Below are 19990 nucleotides of genomic sequence, written 5' to 3'. Positions count from 1 at the left end.
TGCATGCCCTGGGCGGTGACGGGTGCGGGCGGGCTCCATGTGTCTCTGCGCGGTGTGGTTCCCGACGAGATCTTCAGCATGATCGATCGACACAAGGTCACCAACTTCAATGGTGCACCGACCGTCCTGTTGATGCTGGCGAGTGACCCGAGCGCCGCGGGAAAGCACTTCGATCCGCCGATCCACGTGTGTACCGGTGGAGCTCCGCCCTCGCCGACACTGCTCGAGCGTATGGAGAAGCTGGGTATTCGCATCACGCATCTCTACGGACTCACCGAAACTTATGGCCCACACGTGCTTTGCGAGATGCAATCCGAGTGGGAAGCACTGGACGCGCCAGGACGCGCCAAGGTGATGTCGCGTCAAGGCGTGCCTTATCCGCACGCGATCTATCTACGTGTCGTCGATGACGAAATGAACGACGTACCGCCGGACTGCGAGACCATGGGCGAAGTCGTGATGCGCGGCAACAATGTGATGCGCGGCTATTTCGACGACGAAGAGGCGACCGCGAAGGCCTTTGCGGGTGGCTGGTTCCACTCCGGGGACGTGGGTGTCGTACATCCCGATGGCTATATCGAGCTGCGAGATCGCAGCAAAGACATCATCATCTCCGGCGGAGAGAACATCTCCACCATCGAAGTGGAGAACACCCTCTATCAGCATCCGGACGTTCTCGAAGTCGCGGTCGTATCGATGCCGCACGAGAAATGGGGCGAGGTGCCCAAGGCGTTCGTCACAGTGAAGCCGGGCACGAATCCCACGGAAGAAGGTATGATCGAGTTTGTCGGCGAGCATCTGGCGCGCTTCAAATGCCCCAAGGCCGTCGAATTCTGCGAACTGCCGAAGACCGCAACGGGCAAGATCCAGAAGTTCAAGCTACGAGAGAAGGAATGGTCCGGGAAGGGCCGGGTGATTCAGGGCGTGGAAGTCGAGGGGGAGTGAGATGGCGAACGTGAACCTGGATCCGCCTGAAACTGCGCCCATCCGCGCGGGCGAAGAGTTCGATACCGCGGTAGTCGAGGCCTGTGTGAAGGAACGGGTGCCCGGTCTCGAGGGATCGATGAAGGTGCTGCAATTCCCGGGCGGACACGCGAACCTCACCTACCTTCTGCAATTCGCCAATCGCGAACTCGTACTGCGCCGGCCGCCACTGGGTCCCGTGGCACCGAAGTCGCACGACATGGCGCGCGAGTACAAGGTGCTCTCGGCGCTCAACGGCCATTTCGAACAGGCGCCACACGCGTATCTGCTCTGTGAGGATACGAGCCTCATCGGCGCGATCTTCTTTGTGATGGAACGCTGCGTGGGAACCGTCGTACGGGGCAGCATGACGCCAGATCTCGAAGCCGTACCCGATGCGCGCAGGCGCATGAGCAATACGTTGATCGACGTGATGACCGACTTTCACGATCTGGACTATTCGAAACTCGGCCTGGACGATCTCGGCAAGCCAGAGGGTTTCGTGCAGCGCCAGGTGCAGGGCTGGAAGGGGCGCTGGGACAAAGCGAAAAACGAAGAGAACCCGCTTTTTGAACGCATGTTTGAATGGCTCGTGACGAAGATGCCGAGTTCAAGCGGTGCCTCGCTCGTCCACAACGATCTGAAGTTCGACAACGTGATCTACGAGACTGGCAATCCCGATCACATCGTCGCACTACTGGACTGGGACATGACGACCCTCGGCGATCCCCTGATCGACCTCGGTACGCTGCTTGGCTACTGGGCAGAGGCCGGTGATCCGCCCGAACGAGGTGCGACGACCGCGCTCACCGCACAACCGGGTTTCCCGACCCGGCGCCAGATCGCCGAACGCTACGCAGAGCGCCGCGGTGTGGCGATCGAGACGATTGGCTGGTACGAGGCCTTCGCGCTCTGGAAGACCGCGGTCGTCTTGCAGCAGATCTACATCCGCTGGGTGCGGGGGCAGACGAAGGACTCGCGTTTCGAAGGCCTGGGCGAACGTGTCCACCTGCTGATCCGTTTCGCGGCGGATGTGGCGAAAATCGACTACGACTGAGTCCGACGACCGACTTCCCTACACAGGCTGGCGGGGCCGGTACACGAGATCATTTTCGAAGCGGAAACGGCCGCCGGGAAAGCCTTCGACGTAGGCTTGCTGCTCGCGATTCTGGGTAGCGTTCTTGCGGTCAGTCTGGAAAGCGTCGAGTGGATCGATGACCGCTTCCACACACCGCTTCGCATTGCCGAATGGGTGGAGAGCGGCTTCGACAACATCCCCCGTGGCATGTACTGGGCGGTCGTCACCGTGACGACTGTGGGCTACGGAATTCTGGCGGTGCCGACCGGAATCTTCTCGTTTGAGCTGGTTCAGGCGACGCGGGCCGTGACTACGCAGGCCTGCGGCAACTGTGGCTCCGAGGGGCACGACCCCGAAGCGGTTTACTGCAAGTTCCGCGGCGCTCCTCTCTGATCCGCTCACCGGCTCAGACATAGCGATGTTGCGGCGCAGCAAGACTCCTTCTGCTAGCCTCCGCGCCCGCTCATGAGTCAGCCCGGCAAGGACATACGCAATCTGGCGATCATCGCCCACGTCGACCACGGCAAGACCACCCTTCTGGATGGGCTGCTGCGTCAGACAGGTGCATTCCGCGCCAATCAGGACGTAGCCGAGCGTGTGATGGACAGTGAGGACCTGGAGCGAGAGCGCGGCATCACCATCCACTCCAAGAACACGGCGATCGACTACGAGGGTGTACGCATCCAGCTCGTCGATACCCCGGGCCACGCCGATTTTGGCGGTGAAGTCGAGCGCGTGCTGGGCATGGTCGATAGCGTGCTCCTGCTGGTCGATGCGGTTGAAGGGGTCATGCCGCAAACGCGCTTCGTGCTGAGCAAGGCACTTCAACACAAACTCATGCCATTGCTGGTCGTCAACAAGATCGACCGTCCGGAGCAGCGCGCGGCTGAGGTTCTGGACGAGGTCTTCGATCTGCTCGTCGAGCTCGGAGCCGAAGACGAGCAGCTCGATTTCCCAGTGGTGTACGCCTCGGCAAAGCAGGGCGGGGCATCGCTCGAACCCGAAGGTCCGCGGGAGGACCTGCGGCCGCTGCTCGATACGATCCTGGAGCGCGCAAAGGCTCCCAATGTCGATCCCGAAGGTCCGTTGCAGTTCCAGGCGGTCACTCTCGACTACGATGAGTTCCTCGGCCGACTCGTGATCGGACGCGTCGCGCGCGGCCGGCTCGAAAGGGGGGCCACCGTCGTGCGGATTCCCGCTGACGGCGCACCCGAGTCGTTTCGTGTGACCAAGCTCTTTGGCGCCAAGGGTCTGGATCGGGTCGAACTCGAAGTGGCCGAGGCCGGGCAGATTGCCGTGATCGCGGGGGTCGATAGCATCGATATCGGCGACACGGTGTGTTCACCCGATCATCTGGATCCGCTTCCGCGCATCGCAATCGACCCGCCAACGGTCCGAGTGCGTTTCAGTGTCAACTCTTCGACCTTTACCGGTCTGGAAGGCAAGTTCGTCACCAGTCGCCAGGTGGGTGACCGCCTGCGCCGCGAGGCGCTCTCCAGCGTTTCGCTCCAGGTCGAACAGGGGGATCGTCCCGAGACCATGGAAGTCTCTGGGCGCGGCGAACTGCAGATCGCGATCCTGATCGAGACCATGCGCCGCGAAGGCTATGAGTTCAGCGTATCGCGTCCCGAGATCATCGTACGCGAGGTCGACGGCCAGCGCTGCGAACCCGTCGAGGACGTCGTGGTCGAAGTGCCGGAAGCCTTTGCCGGTTCGGTCATGGAGAAGCTCTCTTCGCGGCGAGGTCGCATCCTGCAGCTGACGCAACGCGAAGGCATCAGCGTATTGAACTTCGTCGTGCCCAGTCGCGGGCTATTCGGTTATCGCACCGAGTTCCTCACCGACACCCGCGGAGAAGGCGTACTGCACCGGACGGTTCGCGGCTACGAACCGCACGCTGGGGATCTTTCGAGCCGCGGCGTCGGCGCGATCGTGGCCAGTGAGACAGGCAAGACGACCGCACACGCGATCTGGGGCATCCAGGAGCGCGCCACCATGTTCATCGGCGCGGGAGAACGCGTCTACGAAGGACAGATCGTGGGCGAGAACCGGCGCCCCAAGGACATGAACGTGAATGTGTGTCGCGGCAAGAAGCTCACGAACGTGCGCGCATCCGGGAAAGACGACGCCGCGGTTCTGACGCCGCCCCGTCGCATCACGATCGAGAGTGCCCTGGAGTGGATCCAGGACGACGAACTGCTCGAAGTCACGCCTGAATCTCTGCGGCTGCGCAAGCGGATCCTGCCTTCGAATCTGCGAAAACGCTGATCTGACCCCGGCCCCGCTTTGCGATTGGCCGGGTGTATGCTGACGCGATGCTTCAGACGTTCGATCATGTAGTGATCGTCGTGCGCGACCTCGAGGCCGCCACGAATAGCTACCAGCGCCTGCTGGGCAGAAAACCCTCCTGGCGCGGCATCCAGCTCGACTCCGGCACCGCCAACAGCCTCTTCCAGCTGGACAATATGTTCATCGAGCTGCTCAGCCCGGTGTCTCAGGGTGAAGTGGCCAGGGTGACCCGTGAAGCGCTCGCCAAACAGGGCGAAGGCCTGGGTCTACTCTGTTTCGGGACCGATGACGCGGACGCACTTGCGAAAGAGCTGCGCCAGCGGGGTCTCTCGGCGAGTCCGCCCGTGCCCGGGAGCGACCGCGAGTTCAAGACCGGTGCGCACCGACTCTGGCGCACCGTCTATCTGCCGGAAACCGACACGCGTGGCGTGCGAGTTTTTGGCGTCCAGAACCTTGCGGCTTCCGATTCCCTACCCGCGGTCGAGCTGTCATGCGCGGCCGAGGAGTCAGTATCGGCACTGGATCACATCGTCATCAATACGACCGATCCGGAAGCTGCGATCGATCTGTATCGCGAGAAGCTCGGACTGCATCTTGCTCTCGACCGCAGTTTCAAAGAGCGCGGCGTCCGTCTGATCTTCTTCCGGATCGGCGGCATTACCGTCGAACTAGCGGCGCGCATCGCTGGCGAACCTTCCGACGAACTGGATCGATTCTGGGGTCTCGCCTATCGGTGTTCCGATGTGGACTCTACTCGAGCGCGACTGGACAAGCAGGGTGTGGACGTCAGCGAGGTTCGGTCGGGCAACAAGCCCGGAACCCGCGTGTGCACGATCCGGGGCGACACGTGCGGCGTTCCGACGCTGCTCATCGGTCCGGACGGCGAACCTCGCTGATATAGCCCGGTAAGGGAATTCCCTCGGCCAGTCGCTCGTCATCGATCGCTGAGCCGAGCTCTAGGCTCGTGGGTATGGTGCCCGCCCAGCAATCCAACCCGTAGTCTTCTTCATCATCGACCGGGCCCTTGCTGCGAACCTTGGCCGATACCTCGTCGATCGGGATCTTCACGATCAAGGTGCGCAGGAGTTCTTCGCGGTTCGGACTGCGTACGTCCTCCCAGCGACCGGGAACCATGTGTTCCACAAGCAGGCGCAGGGCTTCCAGTTTTTCGTCGGGGTCGGTCACCTTGCAGCCGGACCCGTAAACGATCACCGAGCGAAAATTGACGGAGTGGTGAAACGCCGATCGCGCCAGGACCAAGCCGTCCAGGATCGTGACGGTCAGGCAGACCCGATCGCCCTTGAGGATGGCGCGCAGCAGGCGACTCGCGCTGGATCCATGTAGGTAGATGTTGTCGCCCGAGCGAGCGTAGCTGGTGGGAATGGCTGCGGGCTGTCCATCGTGGCTGAACGCCACCGTGGCCATGAACGACTCGTCCAGGATTCCGTGGATCGTCTCGCGATCGAAGCGGCCCCGCTGCGGAGATCGTTTGAGCTTGGTGCGAGGGGTGACGGCGTACTCGGACATGGAAGACCTCGCTGGACTGGGATGAAGTGTTTGTTACAATACAAATAAGTGAACGTACTGGTACATAACTCTATCACAGGTGCCTCCGCTGTCGAGATCGCACACAGCATCGAGGCCGCCGTGCGCGAGGGAACGCTGACGCCGGGCCAGTCGCTGCCCACGGTTCGCGGGCTCGCGCTGGATCTCCAGGTGAGCCCCACGACGGTTTCGGCCGCCTACCGTGCGCTCCAGGGCCGGGGGGTGCTGGTCGGAGAAGGTCGGCGGGGCACGCGGGTGAGCCAGCGTCCGCCGCTGGCTGTCTCGCCCGCACCTGCGCTTCCGCCCGGTGCGCGCGATCTGGCCGTCGGCAATCCCGATCTCGCGCTCCTGCCGCCCCTGGGTCCGTTGCTCAGCGGTTTCGAGCCCGAACAGCGTCTGTACGGCGGGGATATTTCGGATCCGCAGCTGATCCGTCTGGCCAGGCGGGATTTCGAGCGCGACGGCATTCCCGCCGAGCACCTGACGGTGGTTGGCGGTGCGCTCGATGGAATCGAGCGAGTGCTACAGGCGCATCTTCGCCCAGGGGATCGCGTGGCGATCGAAGATCCGGGATTCACTGCAGTGCTCGACCTGCTGGCTGCCCTCGGCCTGGTGCCGGTGCCGGTCGGGATCGACGACTCGGGGCTATTGCCCGCGGCTCTGGAGCAGGCCTGTCGGTCCCAGATCGCGGCGCTGGTACTGACTCCGCGCGCACAGAACCCCAGCGGTGCCGCGCTCGACAAACCCCGTGCGCGCGAGCTGCGCCAGCTATTGCGCCGCTACCCCGATGTGATCGTGATCGAGGACGATCACGCGGGTTTCGTTTCGGGTGCGCCCGCCATCTCGTTGTGTCATTCGAAGACTCGCCGCTGGGCACACGTACGTTCGGTTTCGAAAGCGCTCGGACCCGATCTGCGCGTCGCCCTGCTCGCGGCAGACGAACTCACGGTCTCGCGCGTCGAAGGTCGACAGGTGCTGGGTATTCGCTGGGTCAGCCACGTACTCCAGCAGATCGTCGTTCGCCTGTGGAAGGACCGGGATGTTTCCAGGAGATTGAAGAGTGCCGAGCAGACCTACTCTCGCCGAAGAGATGCCCTGCTGAAGGCGCTGCGCGCGAAGGGTATCGAAGCCCATGGCCGATCGGGTCTGAACGTATGGGTACCGGTGCCCGATGAGGGGCGCGTGGTTCAAGGCCTGCTCGATGCCGGATGGGCGGTTGCGGCTGGAGACCGTTTCCGCTCGCGCAGTCAGCCTGCGATTCGCATCACCTGTGCAACACTCGAACCCGACGAGGCGGTGGATCTCGCCGCCGATCTGGAGAGCCTGTTGAAGCCCTCGCGTCGCACGCTCTCGTCGTAGAAATCATTCGCCTCAGATCAGCTTGCCCCGGTACACGGGTGTGGCGGGGCCGATCAGGCGCAGTTGGAAGTCGTCGTCGACTTCGACCTCCAACATGCCTCCGGGCATCGTGACCTCGACTTTCCGGTCGACCAGGCCCTGCCGATAGGCGGCGGCGACGATCGCGCAACTCGACGTTCCCGAGGCCAGCGTCGGTCCCGCACCCCTTTCCCAGATCAATGCCTCGATCTTCGAGCGAGAGCGCACGCAGGCCAGCTGGACATTGGTGCGTTCTGGAAATAGAGGGTCCTTTTCGATCTGCGGACCGAGCCGGCGCAGATCTTCGGCGACTAATTCCGGTACGAAGAGTACGCAATGCGGATTGCCAACCGAAACGCAGGTGATACGCCGACGCGTGTTGCCGATGCGAACAGGCTCGTCGATGACTTCGCGTTTCGGGCCTCTCATGGGGATCGATTCGCTTGCGAATCTCGCGCGTCCGACATCGAGTCGGATCGAGTACACATTTCCACGTCGGACCATGAGTTGTGCCGCGACGGTTCCTCCCAGGGTTTCCATCTTGAACTTCTTGGCGGTCGTGTAACCGAAGTCGTAGAGAAAGCGTGCAAAGATGCGCACGCCGTTGCCGCTCTTCTCCGCTTCAGATCCGTCCGGGTTGAAGATGCGCAGCCCGAAACCGTCCCCGCGTCGGTTTTCGAGGGCCAGGATCCCGTCGGAACCGATGCCGCGATTTCGGTCGCATATCTCGCGAACCCGTGCCTCATTGAGGTGTCCGCTCAGTTTGTCGGGATCGAGGACGATGTAGTCGTTTCCCAGCGCGTGGTATTTGGCGAATTCGTCTTTTCGCAGTCTGGTCAAGGGCATTCTGTGCGAACCGTTGTTGCTGAGAGGCGGTTACCGAGAGGCTGTTGTTGAGTCAGGCAGTGTACCGCTCCGAGCCCCCGTACGAGCGTATTGCAGGGGATACCCAGAATGCGACGCCCCGGGAATAGCGGTTTCAGGATCTCCAGCGCCCGCTCGTCGCTGTCCCCGCCGAATACCGGTACCAGGACGCAGGAGTTGGCGATGTAGAAGTTCGCATGGCTCGCGGGCAGCGGTCCGGCCTCGCATGAGTGCGGTTCGGGCATGGGCAGGTCGATGACCTCGAGTACCCGCCCGGCCGCGTCGCGAGTTCCACGCAGGCGCGCACTGCAGTCTTCGAGTCTGGCGTGGTTCGGAGATCCAGGATCCGCCTCCTGTGCACACACGACGCGCCCCGGTGCGACGAAGCGTGCAAAGTCGTCGATATGTCCGTCGGTGTCATCTCCTTCGATGCCCTCGGCCAGCCAGACGATCCTGCGCACGCCCAGCAATTCGGACAAGCTCCGTTCGATGTCGACGCGCTCGTGTCTGGGGTTTCTCAGCGGATCGATCAGCGTCGGTTCCGTCGCGAGCAGTGTGCCCTCGCCGTCGCTGTCGATCGCACCGCCCTCGCACACGAATCCGGCCCGTAGGTGTTCGACGGCGCATAGATCGGCGATCTGTTCTGCCACCGCGTCATCGCGATCCCAGGGTGGGTACTTGCCGCCCCAGGCGTTGAAGTCCCAGTCGACGGCCGCGATTTCCCCGCCGGACTCGACGAAGGTGGGACCGATATCTCGGAGCCAGACGTCGTCGCTCGGGAGGACGTGCAGGCGAGTGCGCCCCGTCGCAACCAGATCACCCAGGCGCGCGGCCACGTATCGCTGGTGCTCGGTACTCTGCACCAGGATCTCGACGTGTTCGCTCGTCGCCAGCGTCGCTACCAGGTACTCGAACTCGGCTTCGGCTTCGGCGAGGCAGCCCGGCCAGGTCTCTGGATTGCCTGGCCAGCCGACCCATGTGGCCGAGTGAGGTTCCCATTCGGCGGGCATGCGACGATGGGGCGCTGCATCGGGCGCAGGCACGGTCGAATCAGTTGCGGAAGCGTTCGAGCAGGTCGTCGTAAGCGTCGATGCGTCGATCGCGCAGAAATGGCCAGCCGCGTCGTTGTTTCTCGATGCTCTCGAGGTTGCAGTCGACCAGCAACACGTCTTCGCCCTCAACGGGTGATTGCGCCAGAACCTCTCCCCGTGGATCGCACACGAATGAACTTCCCCAGAACTGCACCGCACCTTCACGCCCGACGCGGTTCAAGGCAGCCGTGAATATTCCGTTCGCAATTGCGTGTCCGCGCTGCACGGTGATCCAGGAGTCACGCATGACCGCGTTCTCCTCGTCGCTATCGTCGTCCTGCCAGCCGATCGCGCTCGGACAGAACAGGATTTCCGCACCGTCGAGCGCGAGCATCCGCGCGGCTTCCGGGAACCACTGATCCCAGCAGATCAGAACGCCGATGCGGCCCGCGCGGGTATCGAAGCAGCGGAAGCCCAGATCGCCGGGGGTGAAGTAGAACTTCTCGTAGAACAGCGGATCGTCGGGGATGTGCATCTTTCGGTAGAGCCCAGCCTGACTGCCGTTCGCGTCGATCACGACTGCGGAGTTGTGATACAGCCCGGCGGCGCGGCGCTCGAATATCGGTGCAATCAAGACGACCTGCAGATCGGCCGCCAGTTTCTGCAGTGCATCCGTCGTGGGTCCGGGGATCGACTCGGCCAGATCGAAGCGGGCGGAATCTTCAGTCTGGGGAAAGTACGGCGTGAGGAAGAGTTCCTGCAGGCAGACGATCTTCGCACCGCGGTCGGCGGCTTCGCGAATCCCTTCCTTCGCGCGGGCGAGGTTTTCGGAGGGATCTGCGGAGGCCTGTCTCTGGACCAGCGCAATGCGTCGTACGGTACTCATTCCCGGCACCTTAGCAGTCTGTCGGAGAACCCACTCTCGGCCTCGAAATACGGGCCGCTAGTCGTCACCGTCTTCGGCGCTGGCTTTCTTGACGCTCGCTCGCGCGACCTTCTTCGTGGTCTTCTTGCGGGTCGTTTTCTTGGCGGTCTTTTTTCCAGCCGCCTTCTTCTTTGTCGTCTTCTTGGCCGCCTTCTTCCTGGCGGTCTTCTTGGAAGCCTTTTTGGAGGCCTTCTTCCCGGTCGCGCCCTCTTTCGCGTCGTCGCTATCGGCCTTGCCGGGGCGCTTCGCGAATTCGAAACCGTGACGTCCGTTTTCCTTGAGGAAGAGCATCGCACCGAACGGACGGCCGAAACGGGACGTGAAGTCCGAGAGCAATTCGGTCTTCTGTTCCTTGACGTACTGCACGGCTTCGTCGCGGGCGATTTCGCGCTTGCAGACGGTGCGGGGCAGGATCATGGGGCAGTGCTTCTCGTCTTCGGGGATCTTGTAGCGCTTCTTTCGTTTGGCGTCGGGCGCGTTGTTTTCGCTTTCCCAGACTCGCGCCTTCTCCGCATTCACGGCGGCCTTTTCCATGCCGGCTTTGCAGATGAAATGAGTGGGAGTTTCGATCACGAAGCTGCCGCATCCCGTTGGACAGGGGCCCAACGGATCCTCGTTGACCTCGTACTCGGGCGAATCGTCCACGCGCTCACCCCAGCTACCCTGGATCGCGTGCAGCTGGACTTCTCCCTCTTCCAGGGTCAGGCGTGCGTTGTACATGCGGCCGTCGCGGGAGGTGAAGCCCTCCATCTCATCGGTTTCGGCCTTGTCGAGCAGGACGCGTACAGTGTTGTGGTCGATGTAGCGCCCGGATTTGTCCTTCCAGATGCGCATCGGGCAATCGTCATCACCCTCGACGCCCGGTACTTCGATGCACCGGTAGAACCAAGAACGTTCGACGACTGCCCGTTCGCAGAGCGGGCAATTTCCGAAGGTTACATTGTCGTCGTACAGGTCGACGTAGTCGAATGTACAGGTCACGTCGACCACCGACTTGGTGTAATCGACCACCTCTTTCATGAATTCCTCTGCGGTGCGCGAACCGTTTTCGACTTCGTGCAACTGGAATTCGAGCTGACCTGTGAGTTCCGGAGACGCCAGCCGGTCCGCCTTGATGCGCTTGAGGACGTCGACCAGACGGACTCCCTTGACGGTCGGCCGCAGTGCCTTGCCGACCCGTGCGAGATAGCCCTTGGCGATCAGGTTCTCGATGATGTCGGCGCGCGTGGCGGGCGTGCCGATGCCCTTGTCTCGCATGACGGCCGCGTGCTCTTCGTCCTCGACGTACTGGCCGGCGCTTTCCATCAACGAGAGCAGGCGCGCTTCCGTGATGCGCGCCGGCGGCCGGGTCTTGTCCTCGCTCAATTCGATGTCGAGCGTGTTTGCATCGACGTCATCTGCCGTGGTCTGACCCGAAATCAACGGCGGTAGCGCCTGTTCTTCCTGTTCGGTCTGGCCCAGCACTGCGCGCCAGCCCGGCTCGTCGAGCGTGCGCGAGCGCGAGCGGAAAACGTGGCCCGCGACCTCGGTCTTGCGCTCGACGCGATTCCAGATGGCGGGCGGATAGAACGAGCCCAGGAAGCGACGTGCAACCAGATCGAACAAGCGTCCGTCATCACCGGTCAGGGGTTCTTCGGGAACCCGGCCTGTCGGGATGATCGCGAAATGGTCGCTCACCTTGGAGTCGTCGAAGGTGCGCTCCGTGTTTTCGAGTCCCTTGTCGAGCAGTTCCTGCGCTTCGGCCTGGAAGGGACTTCCCTGGGCGAACGTCTGCAGGGCCTCGTTGACCTTTTCGCGATAGTCATTCGGCAGGGCGCGCGAGTCGGTACGCGGGTAGGTCAGAACCTTGTGGGATTCGTAGCAGCGCTGTGCCGCATTGAGTGTGCGCCTCGCCGACCAGCCGAAGCGCCGATTGCCTTCACGCTGCAAGCTGGTCAGGTCAAATAGTGGAGGGGCGGTCTCGCGACTCGGCTTGCGCGTTTCGCTGGCGACCGCGGGCTTTCCCGTAACGGCTTCGACCACGGCGTTGGCCGCCTCGTGGGCGAAAATGCGGTCATCCTTGCTCTCGCGATCCGCCTCTTCCGAATTGAAGTTTGGATCGAACCACGCACCCGTGTACTCGTGGTCTGCTGCGCGGAACTTGGCGTCGATGTGCCAGTAGGCTCGCGGAATGTGGGCCAGGATCTCGAGTTCGCGACCGACCAGAAGTGCGAGCGTCGGAGTCTGGACGCGCCCGGCCGACCAGGCCGTTTTTTCGCGACGACCCTTGAAGCGCCGGGTCAGCGCGCGCGTGGCGTTCATGCCGATCAGCCAGTCCGAACGAGATCGGCAAGCCGCAGCGGCTCCCAGACCGTCGTAGTCCTCGCCGGGCGCCAGGTTCGAGAAGCCGTCCCGAATCGATTGAGTCGTCATCGACTGCAGCCAGAGCCGGAGAGTCGGCTTGTCGATGTTCAGGAACTCCAGGATCTCGCGAAAGATCAGTTCACCTTCACGCCCCGCGTCGCAGGCATTGATAACCTTGCTGACGTCGTCGCGCTGCAGGAGCTTCTTGATCGTTCGCAGTCGCTCGCTGGCGCCGGACTTCTGCTTGAGCTTGAACTGCTCGGGCTCCGGAAGGATGGGAAGCGTATCAAGCGTCCAGCGCTTGTACTTCGGATCCACGTCTTCGGGCGCGGGGAGTTCGAGCAGATGCCCTACCGAGAAAGTGACGACGTGCTCCTCACTTTCCCAGAACCCATCGTCTTCTGTAAACCCACCGAGGGCCGCCACGATATCTCGTGCGACGCTCGGCTTCTCGGTGATGATTAGCGACTTGCTCAACGGGCCTCCCGGGGTACGGAGTGGTCCCTAGTAGCCTGCCTGTGACGTGGAGGCAAGGCAGGCCCCCCTTCTCGGGGCTTTGGGCAGTGAGCCTGAGCCTCCTGCAGACCCATCCCATAGACGAACCCGGAAGCAACACTCAAACCATTGTCTTCAAAGGGGATTTGGATTTTCGAAGGAGGCTGTGATAGACCTGTTTCATGGCCCTGGAAGAGCAGAAGAAGGCGTTAGGAGAAGTGCTCGAAGCGGAACCGTTTGCGGTTTTCGCTTTTGCGGGAAAATCGGGTGCTCCTCCCTACACCTCAATCCTGTTCTTCGCGGCCGTCGATGGGTTTCGGCTGGTTTTCGGTACCACCCCCGACTCGTTCAAGGGGCGTTATCTGAGCCCCGGCAACGGCGCCTGCGCGCAGATCGACAATCGCGGTATCGGATTGGCAAACATGAGCGAATTCGCGCGGGTGACCGTCCAGGGAACGCTCCAGCGAATCGAGGATCCCGCTGAAACGGCCCGGTTGCACGAGATCTACTTCGCGAAACTCCCCAACGCCAAGCCGTTTTTTCAGCGACCCGGTGTCGAAACCTGGCTGCTCGAGCCTGTACACCTGGTGTTCTCACGCGGCCTGGGGGAGCGTCTCGAGCTCGATTCTTCCGAGCTCGGCGCCTAGCCGGGCGTGGCTGGGAGTGGACTCCAGCGCCGACCCCACGGCGCGGCTCGTTTCGCCCCCAACCTGAGTGGGACCCGTCTGGCGACCGCCGGCTACGACCTTGGCGCCGGACTGACGGTTGCGGCTTTGGCCGTCCCGCAGGGCATCGCCTATGCGCTGATTGCCGGTCTGCCGGCAGAGATGGGTCTGCTCGCGGCGGCCTTGCCGACCGTGATTGCAGCGTTCTTCGGCTCCAGCAGTTTCGTCATCACAGGACCCACCGTACCCACCGCCTTGCTGATCGGGGTGTCGGTCGTGGAGCCGGCCCTGGCTGCGGGCCAGCCGGTTCCGATCGCGGCCGTCCTGCAGACCGGAATGCTCGCGGCACTGATCCTGATGGCACTTGGCGTCTTCGGTATAGGCCGCGCTTCGCGTTTTCTCTCCGATTCGGTAGTCGGAGGTTTCATCGCGGGAGTGGGTTTGCTGATCGCTCTGCGGCACGTGCCCGCGATGCTGGGTGCGGACGCGCACCACGCGGTCGGGGACTCACTGGCGCCCTCCGCGTGGTGGCTGATATCCGATGCACTTCGCGCGGCGATGTCCACCGATCCGCGCGCTCTTTCTCTCGCGCTGGGCGTACCCGCCGGCGTGCTCTTGCTGCGTCGCATCGACCGACGCCTTCCAGCCGGTCTGATTGCACTCGGCGTCGCGGCGCTCACGTCCTCACTCCTGGGCTGGAACGAAGGCGCGCACCCGCTGGCCACCCTTCAAGCCGTCAGCCTGGGCCAACCGGAGTTCCACGTACCCGAGTGGCTCAACGTCAGAGCGCACGGAGCATCGGCCCTCGCCATCGCATTGCTCGCCACCGTGCAGACGATCGGCGCGGCGCGCTCGCTCGAGCGCAGGGCGGGACATCTCGATCCCGACCGCGAACTCTTCGCGCAGGGCAGCGCAAATCTGATCGCGTCGCTCATCGGAGCGATGCCGACCAGCGGTTCGCTATCGCGTTCGGCCGTCAACCGCGCGGCGGGCGCGCGCTCTCGCCTCGCGGCGCTCATCGCTGGATCCGTCGTACTTCTGCTCCTGCCGACTCTGGGGCCGTTGCTCACCAGCCTTCCGCTCGCCGCGCTGGCGGGTTTCGTGGTCCTGTCGGGTCTCGAACTGATCGATCTGGATCACATCCGTCGCTCTGCGGCGACGCGCGGTGATGGCTTGATCCTGTTCGCGACACTGGGCACCACGCTCTGGCTCGATCTGGTGCAGGCGGTGTACGCGGGTGTGTTCATTTCCCTGGTGCTTCTCGTACTTCGCGCGGGGCGCTTGCAGATGATGGAAGTGGTTCACGTGGGGCAGGGCCGTTTGCGTGAAATCCCGCCAGACGAGCGCTCCGGCTCCACGCCCGTCGCTGTACTTCACCTCGAAGGAGACCTCAACTTCGCTGTCGCACCCGAACTCTCCGACCAGCTCGATGCAATCGTCGCCCGCGGTCCCGAAATACTCATCTTGCGTTTGAAGCGGGCTCGTCACCTGGACGCGACCGTGCTCGAGGTGCTGCGCAACACCCTGATCAATCTGCGGGCGCACAACGCACAAATGGTGTTATGCGGTCTGACCGATCCGATTGCCCAGGCGTTGGAGCGCACGGAACTGGGCCGGGAGCTGGGTCCCGATGGTGTATTGCGCACCGGCCCCAGGCTCTTCGAGGGTTTCGAGAGAGCTCTGGCCAGCGCGCGCAAGAGCCTCGAGCCGCGGACCGAGGCCGAGATCTTTCGTTGGGATGAACCAGCGCGCTGGTCCTACGAGATCTGACCCGAGACGGGCTCAAGTGAAATCGCCCGGCTGCCGTTGAGTTTTCCCAGTCAACTTGCTTACGCAGGAGTTCGGGATCCCATGGCGCAAACGGAACGCGAAGACCGCGAATTTCTCGAACAGCTACGACGTGTGCTCGAACTGGCGGAAGAGGCGATCGAAGCGCGCAACGAACCCGAGCCGCTTTCAAACGATCTCGAAGTCCGAGAAACCGAAACCGCGGGGCTGGAAGCGATCGAGGCGCGTGCTGCATTCGGTGACATCGAAGGTGCGCGCTCGGCTCTGCACGCCTGGATCGAGGATTCGCCCGATGCTGCTGCGTTCACACTCCTGGCGTCTCTCGAGCGCAAGAATGGCAATGTCGAAGACGCGAGTTGTGCGGCCGACCAGGCCGAGGAACTCGCGCAGACGGTGCTGGCGGCAGCGCGTTGTGAGCGCGCTCGAGTTCTGGTCGATAGCGGCTGCCCGGACGAAGCGCTCGAACTCTTCCGCGCCGCCTGGGAATCCGATTCGGAATCCGTCGATGCGCTCGTCGGTATGGGCTCGCTCACGCTGGCGGCCGGACAGGGCAAGGATTCCGAGGGCTACTTTCGCCAGGCCCTGCAAATCGAAAAGACACCGCGCACGCTTTCCGGACTCGGCCTGGCCCTGATTGCTTCCGGGCGCGCGAGGGAGTCATTCGAGCCGCTCGAACAGGCGCTCGATCTGCAAGCGGACTGCGCCAGTGCGGTCTATGGGATCGTCCAGGCGGGTTTCCAGTCCGGTGAACTCGCGCTTGCGGAGGTCCGGGTGAATGCCTTCGTGGAACTGCACCCTGGAAATCTGGACATGGCCTTCACACTGGCGGGCCTGCGCCAGCAGCTCGGCGATGTCGACGGCGCTCTCGAAATGCTCGAGCGAATCGAACTCTTCGACGCGAACTATCCCGGACTCTCGGATCTGCGCCAGAAGCTGAGCTGACCCGCTCCGGGCGGAAACACACCGGACTAGCCGGCTGCGGTCTTCGCTCTGTATCATCGAAGTCGCCATGCCACTGCCTTCGCATCCAGGTGTCTACGACACGATCGGACGAGAGTATCGCTCGAAGCGGATTCCCGATCCTCGTATCAGCGCTCGAATCCATCGCGCTCTCGGAGATGCGCGCCGGATCTGCAATGTGGGCGCGGGAGCGGGTTCGTACGAACCGATCGACCGGCTCGTGGTCGCAGTCGAGCCATCCCGCACCATGATCGCGCAACGCACTGCGGGTCTCGCGCTGCGCGGGATCGCCGAGGACCTGCCGTTTCGAAATGATTCGTTTGACGCTGCACTGGGCGTTCTGACCCTGCACCACTGGCTCGATCCGTTTCGCGGGCTCGCAGAGTTGGGCAGGGTCGCTGACCGGGTGGTTCTGTTCACTTTCGACCCGGCGCGACAGACTGATTTCTGGCTGGTGCGCGACTATCTGTCGGAAATCGTGCGTTTCGAGACTCAGAGGCATCCCCCGATCGAAGCGATCTGCGAGGCGCTCGGTGGCGCGCGCTCCGAGGTCGTGCCGATTCCATTCGATTGCAGCGACGGTTTTCAGGCCGCGTACTGGCGGCGTCCCGAGAGCTATCTGGACCCCCAGGTCCGCGCGAGCATCTCGACCCTGGCGCAGATCTCGGACGAGCAACTCGAGCCGGGCCTGCGCAGACTCGCCGAAGATCTGTCCTCTGGCGCGTGGGAGCGCCGGTACGCCGAGCTTCTGGAACGCGAGGAGATGGATTTCGGCTATCGCCTGATCGTGCGGGAAAGCCATTGAAGACCACCTCCAGGCTGCTCTGGTTGATCGCGTTCGCGGCATTGCTCTACGGCGTGGCCGTCGCGTTGTTCAAGAACGGCTTTTTCAGTCTGGAGCATCCCGACCGCGGGATCTTTCCGGTGTGGGGCATCGACGTCTCTCATCACCAGGGGAAGATCGACTGGATGAAGTTGAGTACGGCCGGTGTCGGCTTCGCGTACATCAAGTCGTCCGAAGGCAAAGACTTCGTGGATCCCCGGTTTCAAGAGAACTGGCAAGCGGCGACTGCGACCGATGTTCCGCACGGCGCCTACCACTTTTTTACATTCTGTACCTCGGGACGCGAGCAGGCGGAAAACGCCCTGGCCGTGGTTCCCGTCGAAAACGGTGTTCTTCCGATCGCCGCCGACATTGAATTTTCCGGTAACTGCAGGAGCTGGAAGAGCATCGAAAACATCCGCACCGAACTCAAAATCTTCCTGGAGCTCGTCGAGCAGGGCTCCAGCAAGCGGCCGCTGCTGTACGTGACCGGAAGCTCCTACGATCGGATTGTCGCCGGCCAATTCCGAGGCTACGAAGTCTGGATGCGCAGCAAGATCTGGCGACCGTCGACCGGAATCACCAACAGGTGGAGTTTCTGGCAGTACGCCAACGACGGGGATCTGTCGGGGATCACCGGTCCAGTCGATCTGAATGTGTACCGCGGAACCCGCCAGGAATTTGGTCTTCTACTGCAGGGTGGGCGTTAGCGAGTTTCCGAACGCGCCCCTGCCGATCGGCGCGGCACGTCTCCGACGGTGTTGCTATGTTCGCACCGTGCATGATTACCTCCTCCTCGACGTGTTTGCCGAAAACCGCCTCGCCGGCAACCAGCTTGCAGTCGTTCTCGATGCAGGATCGCTGACCGGCGAGCATATGCAGGCGATTGCTCGCGAGTTCAATTTTTCCGAGACGAGTTTCGTGTGCTCGGCGATTCCGGAGCCGGGGGAGTATCCCGTGCGCATCTTCACTCCAACTGCGGAGCTTCCGTTTGCCGGGCACCCGACACTGGGAACCGCCTGGGCGATACGCAGCCTGAGTTCCGAGAAACCGCCGCGTGTCGTCTTGAAGCTCGGTGTCGGAAGCGTTCCCGTCGAATTCGATACAGTGACTGATTCGGTTCCCGTTGAATCTGATACAGTGACTGATTCGGAGATCGCCTGGATGCGATCACCGACACCCGTGCTCGGAGAGAAACGCGATCCGGCGGGCGTCGCCGAGTTGCTGGGTCTGCAACCCGCCGACCTCGATTCACGTTTTTCCGTCCAGGAGGCTTCCGTCGGGATCTCCTTCCTGATGGTTCCGCTGGTCGGTCTTTCCGCCCTGCGACGCGCGCGACTCGAGACGGCCGCGCCGCTCGCCGCTGGGCGGGTCGGCGTGCTTCTCTTCTGCCCCGAGGGTCACGAATCCACTCAAGAGATCTCCGCGCGCTTGTTCTTCGAGGCGGGTGGAATGCGGGAGGACCCGGCAACAGGCAGCGCCAATGCCTGCCTGGCCTTGTACCTGTCCCAACATCGCTACCTGGGCAGCGCCGACGTCGACGCGCGTGTCGGCCAGGGATACGAGATGGCTCGAGCTTCGACACTCCACCTGCGGGTGAAATCCGAAGGCGAGAACGCGCTTGTTTCCGTCGGGGGTCGCGTTCAGCTCTTCGCGAAGGGCCAGTTCCAGTGAAACTGCTCTCGCTCAACATCGGTCTTCCGCGATCCGTGGAGTACCGCGGCAAGAGTTTTCTTACCGGTATCTTCAAGCAGCCGGCTGAGGGTCGGCTGCGCGTCTCCGCAATCCAGATCGAAGGAGATGGTCAGGCCGATCTGTCGGTGCACGGCGGTGTCGACAAAGCCGTGTATGCCTACCCTGTCGAGCACTATCCGTACTGGCAAGCTCATCTTCAGGTCGACGAGCTGCTCCCGGGTGCGTTCGGCGAGAACTTGACGACCGAGGGCCTGCTCGAGACCGACGTCCACATCGGGGACCGCTATCGCATCGGCACAGTGGAGTTGACGGTCACTCAACCGCGAACTCCCTGCGAAAAGCTAGGCGTTCTTTACAAGCGCCCCGCCCTCGTGAAGGAGTTCTGGAACTCCCGGCGTCTCGGTTTCTACTTCTCCGTCGCGTGCGAAGGCGAGATCGAGGCAGGGGACGCGATCGAGTGTGTGCATCGCGATGAGCGGGCTGTCAGCATCGCCGATGTCAGGGACGCCTATGACCAGCGAGCCAGGGATGCCGAGTTATTGCAGCGGATCTCGATACTCCCGGACCTGCCCGAGGAACATCGGCACAAGTTTGCGCAACGGCTCGAGAAGCTTCGTTCGTAGAAAGGAGAACCCGATGCCCTCAGGAGAATCTCTCTATCACAAGTATCCCGACTACAAACTGGAGTTCGAGGTGCCGTCACAACGCGTACAGGTGCGGGTTGCTGGGCGAGTCATCGCGGAAAGCTCGCGTGCGCTGCGCGTGCTCGAAACCAGACACGAGCCGGTTCTCTACTTCCCGCGCGAAGACGTGCGCATGGAGCTACTGGAGCGCACCGATCACGAAACTTTCTGTCCCTTCAAGGGCGACGCCTGCTATTACTCGCTTCGACTCGCAGACCAGAGCGAAGAGAATCTCGTCTGGACCTACGAAGATCCTTTCGATCAAGCAGCGGACCTGAAGGACTATCTGTCCTTCTATGCCGATCGAGTCGAGTTCCTCCTGGATTCCTAGGGAATCTCTGCACAGGGAGGAATCGAGCGAGAAGCGGGAGTCGCCGCCTGAGCAAGAAGCGTGATCCGATCGCAGATCCGTAGATCTGCAGAGGGTCGCGCGACGCAGCGCAGGCGGATGCATCGCGCTTCGCAG

General features: G+C 62.6%; 19 protein-coding genes. 14 read left to right on the top strand and 5 right to left on the bottom strand.

What is annotated here, in order from left to right:
* From GY725_18320 to GY725_18300, 5 genes are all read left to right on the top strand, one after another.
* A partial coding sequence (locus GY725_18320) for an AMP-binding protein (protein ID MCP4006143.1) occupies positions 1 to 945 on the top strand: 945 nt, incomplete at its 5' end.
* A gap of 1 nt (position 946) precedes the next feature.
* Complete coding sequence (locus tag GY725_18315; GenBank protein ID MCP4006142.1) at positions 947 to 2020, top strand: phosphotransferase family protein; 1074 nt, start codon at positions 947 to 949, stop codon at positions 2018 to 2020.
* 27 nt (positions 2021 to 2047) lie between these two features.
* Complete coding sequence (locus GY725_18310) at positions 2048 to 2434, top strand: hypothetical protein (GenBank protein MCP4006141.1); 387 nt, start codon at positions 2048 to 2050, stop codon at positions 2432 to 2434.
* A 72-nt stretch (positions 2435 to 2506) separates the two neighbouring features.
* Entirely contained in the window at positions 2507 to 4309 is a 1803-nt protein-coding gene (gene typA / locus GY725_18305) for a translational GTPase TypA (GenBank protein MCP4006140.1), read from the top strand.
* Positions 4310 to 4356: 47 nt separating this feature from the next.
* Complete coding sequence (locus tag GY725_18300; protein MCP4006139.1) at positions 4357 to 5226, top strand: hypothetical protein; 870 nt, start codon at positions 4357 to 4359, stop codon at positions 5224 to 5226.
* Here GY725_18300 and GY725_18295 read toward each other — a convergent pair.
* Positions 5198 to 5857, bottom strand: coding sequence for a pyridoxamine 5'-phosphate oxidase family protein (locus GY725_18295; protein MCP4006138.1), 660 nt, complete (start codon positions 5855 to 5857; stop codon positions 5198 to 5200). The two genes, GY725_18300 and GY725_18295, sit on opposite strands and share 29 nt — an antisense overlap.
* A gap of 48 nt (positions 5858 to 5905) precedes the next feature.
* Between GY725_18295 and GY725_18290 the strand changes: the two genes are divergently transcribed.
* Positions 5906 to 7234 (top strand): aminotransferase class I/II-fold pyridoxal phosphate-dependent enzyme, encoded by a 1329-nt coding sequence (locus tag GY725_18290; protein MCP4006137.1) that lies wholly within the window; start codon positions 5906 to 5908, stop codon positions 7232 to 7234.
* A gap of 12 nt (positions 7235 to 7246) precedes the next feature.
* Here the strand turns inward: GY725_18290 and GY725_18285 are convergent, their stop codons facing one another.
* From GY725_18285 to topB, 4 genes are read right to left on the bottom strand one after another with little or no spacing between them, the layout of a single operon-like run.
* Positions 7247 to 8098: a diaminopimelate epimerase gene (locus tag GY725_18285; protein MCP4006136.1), complete on the bottom strand. Its 852-nt coding sequence runs from the start codon at positions 8096 to 8098 to the stop codon at positions 7247 to 7249.
* Complete coding sequence (locus GY725_18280; protein MCP4006135.1) at positions 8089 to 9126, bottom strand: agmatine deiminase family protein; 1038 nt, start codon at positions 9124 to 9126, stop codon at positions 8089 to 8091. The genes GY725_18285 and GY725_18280 overlap by 10 nt, the downstream gene beginning before the upstream one ends.
* Before the next feature lie 40 nt (positions 9127 to 9166).
* Entirely contained in the window at positions 9167 to 10033 is an 867-nt protein-coding gene (locus GY725_18275; protein MCP4006134.1) for a carbon-nitrogen hydrolase, read from the bottom strand.
* Between the two features lie 57 nt (positions 10034 to 10090).
* On the bottom strand, positions 10091 to 12892 hold the full coding sequence (topB, locus tag GY725_18270; protein MCP4006133.1) for a DNA topoisomerase III: 2802 nt from the start codon (positions 12890 to 12892) through the stop codon (positions 10091 to 10093).
* A 200-nt stretch (positions 12893 to 13092) separates the two neighbouring features.
* Here topB and GY725_18265 point away from each other — a divergent pair, with 200 nt between their 5' ends.
* The 8 genes from GY725_18265 to GY725_18230 all read left to right on the top strand — a co-directional run bounded on the left by GY725_18265 (position 13093) and on the right by GY725_18230 (position 19855).
* Positions 13093 to 13557 carry a pyridoxamine 5'-phosphate oxidase family protein gene (locus tag GY725_18265; protein MCP4006132.1) on the top strand — a complete coding sequence of 155 codons (465 nt, stop codon included), beginning with the start codon at positions 13093 to 13095 and terminating at the stop codon, positions 13555 to 13557.
* Between the two features lie 6 nt (positions 13558 to 13563).
* Positions 13564 to 15345, top strand: a complete 1782-nt coding sequence (locus GY725_18260; protein ID MCP4006131.1) for a SulP family inorganic anion transporter — start codon at positions 13564 to 13566, stop codon at positions 15343 to 15345.
* An 81-nt stretch (positions 15346 to 15426) separates the two neighbouring features.
* Complete coding sequence (locus GY725_18255; protein ID MCP4006130.1) at positions 15427 to 16305, top strand: tetratricopeptide repeat protein; 879 nt, start codon at positions 15427 to 15429, stop codon at positions 16303 to 16305.
* Between the two features lie 67 nt (positions 16306 to 16372).
* On the top strand, positions 16373 to 17128 hold the full coding sequence (locus tag GY725_18250; protein MCP4006129.1) for a class I SAM-dependent methyltransferase: 756 nt from the start codon (positions 16373 to 16375) through the stop codon (positions 17126 to 17128).
* Entirely contained in the window at positions 17125 to 17856 is a 732-nt protein-coding gene (locus GY725_18245) for a lysozyme (protein MCP4006128.1), read from the top strand. Before GY725_18250 ends, GY725_18245 begins: the two co-directional genes overlap by 4 nt.
* Positions 17857 to 17923: 67 nt before the next feature.
* Complete coding sequence (locus GY725_18240) at positions 17924 to 18820, top strand: PhzF family phenazine biosynthesis protein (GenBank protein MCP4006127.1); 897 nt, start codon at positions 17924 to 17926, stop codon at positions 18818 to 18820.
* Positions 18817 to 19464 carry an MOSC domain-containing protein gene (locus tag GY725_18235; protein ID MCP4006126.1) on the top strand — a complete coding sequence of 216 codons (648 nt, stop codon included), beginning with the start codon at positions 18817 to 18819 and terminating at the stop codon, positions 19462 to 19464. The genes GY725_18240 and GY725_18235 overlap by 4 nt, the downstream gene beginning before the upstream one ends.
* A 13-nt stretch (positions 19465 to 19477) precedes the next feature.
* A complete protein-coding gene (locus GY725_18230; protein MCP4006125.1) occupies positions 19478 to 19855 on the top strand; it encodes a DUF427 domain-containing protein in 378 nt (125 codons plus the stop codon).
* The last annotated feature ends 135 nt before the right edge of the window (positions 19856 to 19990 follow it).

It is taken from the genome of bacterium (assembly GCA_024226335.1).
Classification (GTDB): domain Bacteria; phylum Myxococcota_A; class UBA9160; order SZUA-336; family SZUA-336; genus JAAELY01.
This window is presented reverse-complemented; position numbering and strand designations above follow the sequence as displayed.